Origin of the sequence: Altererythrobacter rubellus (assembly GCF_030284385.1) — a bacterium.
GTDB lineage: Bacteria > Pseudomonadota > Alphaproteobacteria > Sphingomonadales > Sphingomonadaceae > Erythrobacter > Erythrobacter rubellus.
In genome coordinates this window covers 1,887,379-1,900,137 of sequence record NZ_CP127221.1, presented here as the reverse complement: position 1 = coordinate 1,900,137, position 12,759 = coordinate 1,887,379, and the positions used below count along the sequence as shown (strand labels likewise).

The 12,759-nt window shown below is 56.3% G+C and carries 10 protein-coding genes and 1 tRNA gene; all 11 read left to right on the top strand.

Translation table 11 applies throughout. From position 1 onward, the window contains the following. The first annotated feature begins 150 nt into the window (after positions 1-150). The 11 genes from aspS to QQX03_RS09445 all read left to right on the top strand — a co-directional run bounded on the left by aspS (position 151) and on the right by QQX03_RS09445 (position 12,697). Positions 151-1,938 carry an aspartate--tRNA ligase gene (aspS, locus tag QQX03_RS09495; protein WP_285975500.1) on the top strand — a complete coding sequence of 596 codons (1,788 nt, stop codon included), beginning with the start codon at positions 151-153 and terminating at the stop codon, positions 1,936-1,938. 81 nt (positions 1,939-2,019) lie between these two features. Next, positions 2,020-3,012, top strand: coding sequence for a hypothetical protein (locus QQX03_RS09490; RefSeq protein WP_285975499.1), 993 nt, complete (start codon positions 2,020-2,022; stop codon positions 3,010-3,012). A gap of 119 nt (positions 3,013-3,131) precedes the next feature. Next, the gene (locus QQX03_RS09485; protein ID WP_285975498.1) at positions 3,132-3,368 is read left to right on the top strand and encodes an acyl carrier protein; all 237 of its coding nucleotides are present in this window, start codon (positions 3,132-3,134) and stop codon (positions 3,366-3,368) included. A 142-nt stretch (positions 3,369-3,510) separates the two neighbouring features. After that, positions 3,511-4,773, top strand: coding sequence for a beta-ketoacyl-ACP synthase II (gene fabF, locus QQX03_RS09480; RefSeq protein ID WP_285975497.1), 1,263 nt, complete (start codon positions 3,511-3,513; stop codon positions 4,771-4,773). Between the two features lies 1 nt (position 4,774). After that, on the top strand, positions 4,775-5,737 hold the full coding sequence (mltG, locus tag QQX03_RS09475; RefSeq protein WP_285975496.1) for an endolytic transglycosylase MltG: 963 nt from the start codon (positions 4,775-4,777) through the stop codon (positions 5,735-5,737). A 21-nt stretch (positions 5,738-5,758) separates the two neighbouring features. Beyond that, positions 5,759-6,268, top strand: coding sequence for a 2'-5' RNA ligase family protein (locus tag QQX03_RS09470; protein WP_285975495.1), 510 nt, complete (start codon positions 5,759-5,761; stop codon positions 6,266-6,268). Between the two features lie 77 nt (positions 6,269-6,345). Next, a tRNA-Met gene (locus tag QQX03_RS09465) sits at positions 6,346-6,422 on the top strand. Between the two features lie 232 nt (positions 6,423-6,654). Continuing rightward, positions 6,655-7,020, top strand: coding sequence for a hypothetical protein (locus tag QQX03_RS09460; RefSeq protein ID WP_285975494.1), 366 nt, complete (start codon positions 6,655-6,657; stop codon positions 7,018-7,020). A gap of 64 nt (positions 7,021-7,084) precedes the next feature. Next, a complete protein-coding gene (locus QQX03_RS09455) occupies positions 7,085-8,329 on the top strand; it encodes a TolC family protein (RefSeq protein WP_285975493.1) in 1,245 nt (414 codons plus the stop codon). After that, entirely contained in the window at positions 8,326-9,471 is a 1,146-nt protein-coding gene (locus QQX03_RS09450; protein WP_285975492.1) for an efflux RND transporter periplasmic adaptor subunit, read from the top strand. Before QQX03_RS09455 ends, QQX03_RS09450 begins: the two co-directional genes overlap by 4 nt. Next, positions 9,461-12,697, top strand: coding sequence for an efflux RND transporter permease subunit (locus QQX03_RS09445; RefSeq protein WP_285975491.1), 3,237 nt, complete (start codon positions 9,461-9,463; stop codon positions 12,695-12,697). Before QQX03_RS09450 ends, QQX03_RS09445 begins: the two co-directional genes overlap by 11 nt. The last annotated feature ends 62 nt before the right edge of the window (positions 12,698-12,759 follow it).

Here is a 12,759-nt window from a genome sequence, read left to right as displayed (position 1 = left end):
CTCTCGGACACTTAGTCCAGTTAGTGAGGTCAGCCTTGACAAAAGCACCCTCATCCCCTGTTAGCGCGCGCTTGAAACCGCTAGAGGTCATCGTGCTTATTCTTTGCGCGCGCCCTTAGCCGCATACACCCGAACAGGACAAGATTTTAGATGCACGCCTATCGTACCCACAACTGCGCACAGCTTTCCGCGGAAAATGTTGGCGATTCAGTCCGTTTATCGGGCTGGATCCACCGTAAACGCGATCATGGCGGGGTTTTGTTTATCGACCTGCGCGATCATTACGGCATGACGCAGATCGTAGCGGACGAAGATTCGCCTGCACTTTCGGTGCTTGAAAAGCTTCGTCTCGAATCGGTTGTGACGATCGACGGCGAGGTGAAGGCCCGTACTCCAGAGACGGTCAATAAAGACCTGCCTACCGGAGCGATTGAAGTGTTTGCGCGTTCGATCACCGTGCAGAGCGCATCTGAAGAATTGCCTATGCCGGTAGCCGGCGAGCAGGAATATCCGGAAGACGTCCGCCTGAAATACCGTTTCCTCGATCTGCGCCGTGAAACGCTGCACACAAACCTGATGAAACGCACACGGATTGTGGCTGACCTGCGCCAGCGGATGAACGCGATCGGCTTTAATGAATTTTCGACTCCAATCCTGACCGCATCTTCGCCAGAGGGCGCGCGTGACTTCCTGGTGCCCAGCCGAATCCACGCGGGCAAATTCTACGCGCTGCCCCAGGCGCCGCAGATCTACAAGCAGCTGCTGATGGTCTCTGGCTTCGACCGCTATTTCCAAATCGCACCGTGTTTCCGCGATGAAGATCCGCGTGCTGACCGCCTGCCGGGCGAATTCTACCAGCTCGATCTGGAAATGAGCTTCGTCACTCAGGAAGAGGTGTGGGATACTATGGAGCCGGTGATCGCTGGCACATTCGAAACTTTCGCTGAAGGCAAGCATGTGACGCCAGCAGGCGAATTTCCGCGCATTCCTTATGCCGAAGCGATGATCAAATACGGCACGGACAAGCCCGATTTGCGCAATCCGCTGATCATCAGCGATGTGACCAGCCACTTCGAAAAGTCCGGCTTTGGCCTGTTCGAAAAGATCGTGGGCGGCGGTGGCCGCGTCCGTGTGATCCCTGCGCCGAACACGCATGAGAAGAGCCGCAAGTTCTTCGACGATATGAACGATTGGGCACGCAAGGAAGGCTTTGCCGGCTTGGGCTATGTAACGCGCAAGGGCGGCGAATTTGGTGGGCCGATTGCCAAGAACCACGGGCCTGAGCGCATGGCCGAGCTCTATGCAGAGCTGGGTCTGGGTGAAAATGACGGTCTGTTCTTCGCTGCTAGCAAGGAAGCCGATGCGGCTAAACTGGCCGGGGCAGCGCGTACCCGCGTTGGTGAAATTCTTGAGCTGATCGACACAAATCGTTTTGCATTCGCATGGATCGTCGATTTCCCGTTCTACGAATATGACGAAGACGAGAAGAAGGTCGATTTCAGCCACAACCCGTTCTCTATGCCGCAAGGCGGGATGGAAGCGCTCGAAACGCAGGACCCGCTGACCATCAAGGCTTACCAGTATGATCTGGTCTGCAACGGCTTTGAACTCGCATCGGGCTCTATCCGTAACCACAAGCCTGAAACCATGGTGAAGGCGTTTGAATTGGTTGGCCTTTCACAGGCAGACGTCGAGCGCGATTTTGGCGGTATGTACCGCGCGTTCCAGTATGGCGCGCCGCCGCATGGCGGGATGGCTGCGGGCGTCGATCGGATCGTGATGCTGCTTTGCGGCGCGCAGAATTTGCGCGAGATCACGCTGTTCCCGATGAACCAGAAGGCGGAAGACCTGCTGATGGGTGCGCCAAGCCCCGCAGAACCGAAGTCGCTGCGTGAATTGCATTTGCGTGTGATTGAGCCGCCCAAGGAACAGAAATAAGCGACCCACAGCCCATTTGTTCAGCTTAGGTTGTATTTATCTGAATAAAATCACCTCTTCGACCTTCTAAGGGGAAGAGTGATGGCGTTTTCGAAATGGGTTCTCTCGCTGGTGGCGGCCTGTGCTGTGTCAAGCGGCGCAGTGCGGGCAGAGCAGCTGGCCGTTGAGGGCGTGTATGCAGCGCGAACTGATGGCGGGCGTGGCGTGACGGAGATATCCATCGAGCCAATTCGCGGCCGTGAAGGTATCGCATTGGAAAACGCGCTTGCGGATCAACTTGGCTCGGCGCGAATCTATGGCGAGCAATACTTTCGCATTGTGCCTTCGTCTTTCGACAATGAAGGATCACAACCCGGCCATGCAGAGCTGCGCGGCTTTGCCAATTCACGCGTTTACGACGCTTCGGATGGAGAGATTGAGCGCACCCGCTGTCTGCGCAAGATCAAACATGAAGACGGCGAGAAAGAGTGCGTCGAAAGCGTCAAGGCCGTCTATGAGTGCCGACGCCTACACGTCGAGTTCCGGCCTGATGTAGCACTGTTCTCAGATGAGGGCGCGCTTTATCAGCGTCAGGATAGCTTCGTAAATTCAGAACGTTACTGCGCGGATAGCTCCTATATCCCATCAGCCGAAGCGATAATCAAACCGATGATATCGCGCTTTGCGCGGGCAGTGCGACTGGACCTGGCGCCGAAGCAGCGTTTTGACCGGATTCGCATCCTGGAAAGCCGCAGCGGGCTGGAGAGGAGTGACCGCCGAGCTTTCAAGAATGCCATCAAGCTGACCAAGACCGATCCGGTCGGCGCATGCATCGCGTTTGAAGATATCCTCTCTCGCAATCCATACCAGCGTTCCGCGCTCTACAATGCTGCTCTTTGCCGCGAGGCGGACGGCCAGCTGGAACTCGCCGCTGAAGCGTATGGTCAATTGATGCTTGCATCCGACAAAGACCGTTTTCGCAACGGGATGGCACGTGTGGACAGTCGGTTTCTGGCGCGCGAACAATTGGCATCGCTAAGTCTGCCAGCGGTTGCGCTAGCCTCTGCAAGCCCGCAAGATGCGTCAATTGAATAGCTATGCCTGTTTGACAGATCGGCCTAGTCCCACCATCTATTGCGAACAGCCCTTGCGCTATTCAGCGCCGTTCATTAGGGCGAAAGCCAATTCTAAACCCCATAAGCAGAGGGATCACTATGAGCGATACTGCCGACCGCGTGCAGAAAATTGTTGTCGAGCATCTTGGCGTCGAAGGCGACAAGGTTACTCAGGAAGCCAGCTTCATTGACGATCTGGGCGCAGACAGCCTGGACATCGTTGAACTGGTTATGGCGTTCGAAGAAGAATTCGGCGTTGAAATCCCTGACGACGCTGCTGAGAAAATCAGCACCGTTGGTGACGCAACCAAATTCATCGAAGACAACAAGGGCTAAGGCCTTTTCGTCTTTGCCCCGCCACGGCGCGGCTTTGGCCACGTTTTAGCGGGTTATTGACAGGCTCGGCCCCCTAGGGGTTGAGCCTGTTGCTATCTGGTCTACTGAATTGTCAGCGTTTCGCTGAAGTACGGAGAATTCGATGCGTCGTGTCGTCGTTACCGGTCTTGGCCTCGTTACCCCATTGGGCGGCGATGTGGAGACCAGCTGGAGCAATCTCATCGCTGGCAAGAGCGGGGCGGGGCCGATTACGCGTTTTGATGCGTCTGACCAGAAGTGCCAGATCGCCTGCGAAGTGAAGCCGGCGGATCATCCGGACGGTTTCGATCCGAACAAACGCGTTGATCACAAGGTCCAGCGTCAGGTTGATCCTTTCATCGTTTATGGGATCGATGCAGCAGGACAGGCGCTGGAAGATGCAGGCCTGACCGAGATGGATGACGATCTCAAGATGCGCACCGGCTGCTCGATCGGTTCAGGCATCGGTGGATTGCCGGGTATTGAAAGCGAATCGATCGTCCTGAAAGAACGCGGCCCAGGCCGTGTGAGCCCGCACTTTGTCCATGGACGCTTGATCAACCTGATCAGCGGGCAGGTTTCGATCAAATACGGGCTGATGGGCCCGAACCACGCGGTGGTGACCGCCTGTTCAACCGGCGCTCACTCGATTGGCGACGCAGCCCGCATGATCAAAGATGGCGATGCCGATATTATGCTGGCCGGCGGCGCGGAAAGCACGATCAATCCGCTGGGTGTTGCAGGCTTTGCGCAAGCACGCGCACTCAACATGAGCATGAATGACCGCCCAACCGAGGCGAGCCGCCCATACGACAAGGATCGCGATGGGTTTGTGATGGGCGAAGGCGCGGGTGTGGTTGTGCTCGAAGAGTATGAACACGCCAAGGCGCGCGGCGCGAAGATCTACGCCGAAGTGGTCGGCTATGGCCTTTCGGGTGATGCCTATCACGTCACAGCACCGCACCCAGAGGGCAAGGGCGCGCAGCTCGCGATGGAAATGGCATTGCGCAAGGCTAGCCTTACCCCGGCAGACATCGATTACGTCAATGCGCATGGCACATCGACCATGGCCGATACGATTGAGTTGGGCGCGGTGAAACGCGTATTGGGCGATGATCTGGGCGGAGCATCGATGAGCTCGACCAAGTCGGCCATCGGTCACCTGCTGGGCGGTGCAGGCGCTGTTGAAGCGGTATTCTGTATCCTTGCGATCCGCGACCAGATTGTGCCACCGACGCTCAATCTGGACAATCCGGATGAAGGCACCGAAGGTGCAGACTTGGTCCCGCATCAAGCGAAAAAGCGTCAGGTGCGTGCAGCGCTGAATAACAGCTTCGGCTTTGGCGGTACTAACGCGTCGCTGATTATGAAGCAGGTAGAGGACTGACGTGAAAAAGCTCGGCTGCCTTGTTGCGGCCCTGATGGCGCTTTTGATCGCAGGATGGCTCGTCATCGGTTCTGTCATGGGCGAAGCGACCATTGAAGAAGACACGGTGTTTGCGATTCCGGCTGGATCCTCGCTGACTGCGGTCGCGAACAGGATGGAGGAGCAAGGCTTGATCAGCTCAGCTGATGGTTTCTTGTTGAATGCCAAACTGTTTGGTGGCGGCGACGCAATCCAGGCAGGTGAATTCGAACTTACCGCTGATATGAGTCAGGCGGACATCCTCGGCGCGTTCCAGAACGGCGATGTGATCCGGCGCTTCATCACAATTCCGGAAGGCATGCCCTCGATCATGGTGTTCGAGCGGTTGATGGCGGACGAACTTCTGAGCGGAGAGATTGAAATCCCGCCTGAGGGATCGGTGCTGCCCGACACTTATGATTTCGAGCGCGGCGAAGCGCGTTCGGCCGTGCTGGCACGGATGCAAAGCGCAATGACTGACTATCTCGACCAGGCGTGGGAAGAGCGCAGCGCCGATGCCGCAGTTACATCGAAAGCTGAAGCGGTGATCCTTGCCTCGATCATCGAGAAGGAAACGCAGGCGAAAGATGAACTCGGCAAGGTATCGGGCGTTATGTCCAATCGTATTCGGATCGGCATGCAATTGGGCGCTGATGCGACGACGATCTATCCGATTACCAAAGGAAAACCGCTGGGCCGCATGATTCGGGTATCCGAGCTGCGCGATCCCAATCCTTACAACACGCGGGCGATTTTCGGCCTTCCAATTGGCCCCATCACCAATCCGAGCCGGGCTGCAATCAAGGCCGCGCTCAATCCCGAAGAAACGAGTGCGCTGTTTTATGTGGCAGATGGCAGCGGCGGTCACGTTTTTGCGGACACATTGGAAGAGCATAATCGCAACGTGGCCAAATGGCGGCGCTTTCGCGAAGAGAACGGGATCTAGGGTGCGCTAGGCGCAAGGTTTATGTCGCAACCTTTCATTGTCACCGCTGCCTTGCCGCAAGATATTCAAAGCTGGGCTGAGGGCCTGCGCCGCGCGCACTATCCCGCACATCGCAACAAGCTCCATGCCCATGTCACCATGTTTCACTCGTTCGCGCCGTCCCTGTTCGAAGAACTGAAGGATTTTCTATCTCGAGTTGCGGCGGAGTTTGCGCCACCCCTTGGCCGCGTGACCGGCGTAATGGATCTGGGGAAGGGGACTGCGATCGCTCTCCAGAGCGAGGAATTGCTGGAAATCCGTGCATTCATTGCTGAGCATTTCCATGGCGCGCTGACTGCTCAGGATCTGTATGAACCACGGCCGCATATCACGATCCAGAACAAGGTCAGCAAGGAAGAAGCGCGGGCTCTTCAAGCCGAATTGAAGGCGCAGATCGAGCCGCGCAGCTTCCACTTTCCCGCGATTGAGATGCACATCTATCGTGGCGGTCCATGGGATGCAGTCAAACGCTGCGCATTTCGCGGGCAATAGCGGTTGACCAAGGGCGACACGCGCCCTAAATGCGCCGCCTGCCGAGCGGTTGATTTCGTTTCCGGCATGCCTTTCGGGGCGGAGTAGCTCAGGTGGTTAGAGCAGTGGAATCATAATCCACGTGTCGGGGGTTCGAGTCCCTCCTCCGCTACCATTTTATTGTTTTAAATCAATTACTTAGCTCAATATCTTCCACACGCATTTTGGCATGAGATTTGATTCAGCTAGCGAGATAAATCTTTCTTAGACACTAGTTTGTTAATTGAAGATTTTGCTGCTCAAGTGTCGTCAAATTCAAACTTCCGAAAGTTAATGTTATATCTTTCCTGCGAAAGATTATTACTTCTTTTGTTGACCGTGAAATAGATTTGGCAGATACTCGCACCATGAATGCTCGAACACATCAGGCAAGGTTTCAAAGTGCTGCGATGCGTGTCATCGCCGTGCTGTTGCTTGCCATGTTCGCATTCTCGACGGTCGCAGAGGCAGCCGCTTGTGAAGGCGAAGTGCAACCGGAAATCTCCCACATATCATCTGATTTGGCCGATGAAAGCCATTCCGATGAGGACGGCGACACAGGCGACAAACATGCTGTTTGCGCGCACGGGCATTGTCATCATCTGGCGCAGATCGTGGCACCTGTTGCTTCGGCAGAAGGCCTTAGCCTAGCGGCGTCACTGCTGGGTCCCAGGCGCGATAATGCCTTGCCCGAGGCAAATCTCTCAAAACTGAAGCGTCCTCCACGCATCTGATTTGTGTTCCCTGACCGCGTGTTCGCGGTCCCCCCCCAACACAAACCAGACCAGAGGACTTTCCATGTCACCAAACTTGGCGCTTTTGCGCCCGATATACGCAGCAATTGTGCTTGCGCTCATACCCATTACAGTTTCGGCCCAACAGCAGGGCTTGAGCCTGGATGAAGCCTTGCAATTAGCGGGAGCAAAATCTCCTGTTGCAAGCATAGCAGAGGCCGAAGTCGATATTGCCCGAGGCAATGAGCGGCAAGCAGGCTATGGCCCGAACCCCGAAGTCTCGCTCGAGGTCGAGAACATCGCTGGCAGCGGTACTTTCTCGGGACTGCGCTCGAATGAAACCACCCTGATGTTGACCCAGCCAATCGAGCTTGGCGGTAAACGGAGTGCAAGGGTGCTCGCAGCACAGGCACAATCGAGCGTTGCCGAACTTGACGCGCTTATATCGCGCGCTGATCTCGTACTTGCCGTGCGGCAGCGTTTTACCCAAGCCGTAGCAGCCAAAGAAAATGTCGCTTTGCAGCAGAGTATTTATGAGCGCTCGGCAGAACTTTACCGCATCGCGAGTGAACTGGTCGAGGCAGGACGCGAGCCACCCCTTCGTGCCATTCGGGCAGAGGCTGCAATGGCAGAGGCCGAGACAGACCTTCGTGCCACCGAGGCCGAATATCTTAATGCGAGAACAAATCTTGCCGAGCTTTGGGGGGCAAGCACACCACCCGAAACCATCGAAACATTCTGGCTTACGCCTGATACAGTTTCAGGCACGGGCGATATTGCGGGCACGCTCACTTTGGCGCGTGCAGAAGCTGAGCTCAATGCTGCCGAGGCCGGAATTGTGCGTGAGAGACGTGCAGCTATTCCTGATCTCAATGTTGGTGCGGGCATCCGCCGTTTTGAGGAAACCGGCGACACCGCTTTTACTATCGGCGCGTCGATGGCGATCCCTTTGCGCAACCGCAATCAAGGAGGCATCGAAGCAGCAGAAGCGAGCGCCCGAGCAACCGAAGGCCGCTTGTTGCTTTTGAGGCTCCAATTGCAGCGCGAGTGCACCACGCTTTTGACCACCATCAGTGCCGCCGAGATGCGCGTTGAGAGACTGTCCAGGGTTATTCTGCCCCGTGCGGAAGAAACGCTTGAACTCGCGCAAATCGGTTATCGCTACGGCAGATTCACGCTCATTGATGTCCTTGATGCGGCGTCGGTCAGGGACGCAGCACTTGCCGACTTGATCTCTGCAAGGACGGACCTGGCACAAGCTACCGCCACGCTCATGCAGCTCACCCAGCGACAAGGAGGTGAGTCATGACCAGGCAAAGACTCCTCACTATCCTTTCGGTCCTGTTGATTGCAGCAGCGATCATATGGTTTTCACTTCCGAGTTCCTTTGCCGACGAAGAACATGGTCATGCGGAGGAATTCGCCGAACACGATGATGAAGAACGGCTGTTGATTACCGACGAGCAGATGGCTGCGTCCGGGATTGAACTTCATACCGTCACATTAGGCGGCAATGCACAGATCATCGTTCCGGGAACGGTAAAGGCCAATCCGAGCGGGGCGGCACGGCTTGACGCGCGTGCCGATGGCACGATTGTCCGTATCACCAAGACACTTGGCGATACTGTCGCTCGCGGCGAAACCGTGGCGGTTATTGAGAGCGCGCAGGCCGCACAATATTCATCCGATATTGCAGCAGCCCAAGCTCGTCTCATAGAGGCGCAAGCCAATTTTGAGCGCGAGCAGCGCCTCTTCAATGCAAATGTGACCGCGCGTCAGGATTTGGAGGCAGCCCAAACCCAGCTTTCCGTGGCTAGAGCCGACCTTCAACGAGCGCGCAATACAGCTACCGCCGCCGGAGTGAGCGGTGGCGGCTCAATTGCGATTACAAGTCCCATCGTAGGCCGGATTACAGATGCACCCGCTGTGCTCGGGGCTTTTGTCACGGCAGGAACAGAGTTGATGGAGGTCGTTGACCCAGCACGGGTTCAGATCGAGGCGGCGATACCACTCGGTGATGTCTCGCGCGTTTCCAGTGGCGACGGTGTGACCATTGTGATTGGTTCGCAGGACATCGGCGGACGCATCCGCTCGATGACACCTGCTCTTGATCCTTCTAGCAGGGCAGCTACGGCGATCATCATTCCCGATAGACTGGTGGCTGCACTCCAAGCTGACGCCTTTGTGGAGGTGAGAATTGAGAGCACATCGGATTCTGATCCGAACGTGATTTCGGTGCCGGAAGTTGCTGTCCAGACGGTTGAAGGTAGGTCGGTCGTTTTCGTGCGCGAGGGTGATGCGTTCGAGCCCGTCGAGGTTCAAACAGGCGCGCGTTCGGCAGGGATGATTACGATCATTTCGGGGCTTGAAGCAGGAGCCGTCATCGCTTCGGAAAACGCCTTTTTGCTAAAGGCCGAGCTTGGAAAATCGGAGGCAGAACATGGCCACTGATACACAGCACGGCTTTATCGGGAGCATCCTCGATTACGCTGTCCGCTTCCGTCTGCCGGTGATAGTCCTGACCGTTCTTGTCGCGGCTTGGGGAGCGTTCAATCTCTTCAAACTGCCAATTGATGCCGTTCCCGACATCACCAATACGCAGGTGCAGATCAATACGGTCGTGCCGGCGCTCTCGCCTGCACAGGTCGAACAGCAAATCACCTATCCGGTCGAAACAGGGCTTGCGGGGATTGAGGGGTTAGACATGACCCGCTCAATTTCACGCAACGGCTTTTCGCAAGTCACGGCCATCTTCGACGAAGGCACCGACATCTATTTCGCCCGCCAACAGGTCAATGAACGCTTGACCGCGATAGCCTCCGACCTTCCCGAAGGCGCACAGCCCGTCATGGGGCCAATCTCAACAGGGCTTGGAGAAGTTCTCATGTATCGCATCGGCTTTGCCGAGCGCGAGGAAGGTGGTGCATCTAGCGGTGCAACAGGTTGGCAGGCTGACGGCAGTTTTGTCACCACCGAAGGTGAACGACTTGCCGATGAGGTCGCGCAGGCAGCTTACCTACGCAGTTTGCAGGACTGGGTAATCGCACCGCTCATGCGCGCGTCTCCCGGCGTGGCAGGCGTGGATTCGATTGGTGGCTATGAAAAGCAGTTTCTGGTGCAGCCCGATCCAACCCGCATGAACGGCTATGACATCGCATTTAACGAACTTGTCGATGCAATCGAGCGCGCCAATCTTGCGGTGGGCGCAAACTTCTTCAACCGCGACGGAGAGGCCTTGCTCGTGCGCGTCGATGCGCGGGTGGGTTCGGTGGAAGACATCGCGCAGGCCATCGTTGCCAATCGGGGTAGCGTGCCTGTGCGAGTAGCCGACGTGGCCGAGGTAAGCCTTGGCGGTGATCTGCGCACAGGGGCAGGCAGTTACAACGGCGAGGAAGCCGTCATCGGCACCGTTTTAATGAGAAGCGGGGAGAACAGCCGGACTGTAGCAGCCGGGGCTGCGGAACGCTTTGAGGAGGTGAGATCGGTCTTGCCCGACGGTGTTGTCGGCGAGATCATCTACAATCGCTCAACCCTCGTGGATGCGACGATCGCAACAGTCGAAAAAAACCTCGTCGAAGGCGCGCTTCTTGTCATCGTCATCTTATTTCTGCTGTTGGGAAACATCCGCGCAGCACTCATTACAGCCCTAGTCATCCCGCTTTCCATGCTGATGGCCGCCATCGGCATGAACCGCTTGGGTGTTTCAGGGAATCTGATGAGCCTGGGCGCACTCGACTTCGGACTGATTGTGGACGGTGCAGTCATCATCGTTGAGAATTCGGTGGCAAGGTTGGCCGCGCGTCAACATCAAGAGGGGCGCTTGCTGTCCCTTGGCGAGAGGCTCGCAGAAACCCGCCTTGCCGCACAAGAAATGATTAAACCGACCGTCTACGGTCAGGCCATCATCCTGCTCGTCTTTGCACCACTTCTGACCTTCACAGGCGTTGAGGGCAAAACCTTCTCGCCTATGGCAATCACGATGCTGCTCGCACTGGCCTCTGCCTTTGTTCTGTCGCTGACTTTCGTACCTGCGATGATCGCAGTGCTTCTCAAAGGGCGTATCTCGGAAAAGGAAGTACGGGTCATCCGCGCCTCGAAGGAGCGTTACGAACCGCTACTTGTCAAAGCCATCGCACGACCCTGGCCGGTGATCGGCGGCGGTGCCGCACTCTTTGCCGTTGCTGCGCTTCTCTTCACGACTTTGGGGAGTGAGTTTACGCCGCAGCTCGATGAGGGCGACTTGGCCGTGCAGAGTTTGCGTATTCCCTCGACCTCGCTTGAGCAGTCGGTGGCAATGCAAAGGCAGGTCGAGCGGACTTTAGTCGAGTTTCCGGAAGTGGCGACCGCTTTTTCCAGAACGGGCACAGCCGAGGTAGCAAGCGATCCGATGCCGCCAAATATCTCCGATGCTTACGTTCTTCTCAACCCTAGGGACGAATGGCCAGACCCCTCACTTAGCAAGGACGCTCTTGTCGCAAATATGGAGAGTGAGCTGAACGGCTTGATCGGGAACCTCTATGAGTTCAGCCAGCCAATTGAGCTGCGTTTCAATGAACTGATTGCAGGTGTGCGCGGTGACATCGCCGTCAAACTCTATGGCGACAATATCGAAGTGTTATCGGCATCAGCTAATGAAGTGGCAAACGTACTTCGGGGAATTGACGGGGCGGCAGACGTAAAAGTGCAGCAGACCACCGGCTTTCCGACACTTGATGTCCGTTTCGACCGTACTGCTATCGGGCGCTACGGCTTAAGCGTTGAAGAGGTAGCCGAACTTGTCGCTATTGCCGTTGGGGGTCGTCCCGCAGGTCCGGTTTTTCAGGGCGACAAGCGTTTCGATATTGTCGTGCGCTTGCCTGAAACTCTGAGAAGTGACTTTGATCGTTTAGGAGCATTGCCGGTTAAGACGCCGAACGGCGCAACATTGCCTTTGCGGGAACTGGCGAGCTTCGAGGTGAGCGACGGATTGGCGGAAGTCAGGCGTGAACAAGGCAGTCGCCTTGTCATCGTGTCCGCCAATGTGCGCGAGCGCGATCTCGGCAGCTATGTCGAAGAAGCCCAGGCGGCAGTGAGTGAGACGGTTTCCTTGCCGGAAGGTGCGTATATCGAATGGGGCGGTCAGTTTGAAAACCTGCAAGCTGCCAAAAGCAGGCTAAGCCTCATCGTTCCGCTATGCTTTTTCCTAATTCTTCTCCTGCTCTATATGGCTTTGGGAAGTTGGCTTTCCACACTTGCAGTGTTTAGTGCGATCCCGATGGCTCTTGCCGGAGGCGTGTTCTCGCTCTGGCTGCGCGACATCCCTTTCTCGATCTCCGCTGCGGTTGGTTTCATCGCATTATCAGGCGTGGCCGTTTTGAACGGCCTCGTGATGATGACTGCGATACGCCAAAGACTGGAGAGTGGTATGCCTTTGGACAAGGCAATCGTCGAAGGCGCACTGGCAAGATTCCGCCCCGTTTTAATGACGGCACTGGTCGCCTCGATGGGGTTTGTGCCGATGGCCATTGCCACTGGCACTGGCGCCGAAGTTCAACGCCCTCTTGCGACCGTTGTAATCGGCGGATTGATAACCGCAACCGCGCTCACCCTATTCGTGCTCCCCGCAATTTCGCGACTTGTTCTTAAGCGTAGAGATAGTAATCAAACCGAGGCCAATCATTGCCAAGACTATCATTAGGATATTTTGCGGTAGGTATTTGACGTTTTCAGGCAGCTTTATGCAAGTATGTTCTAGCTAAA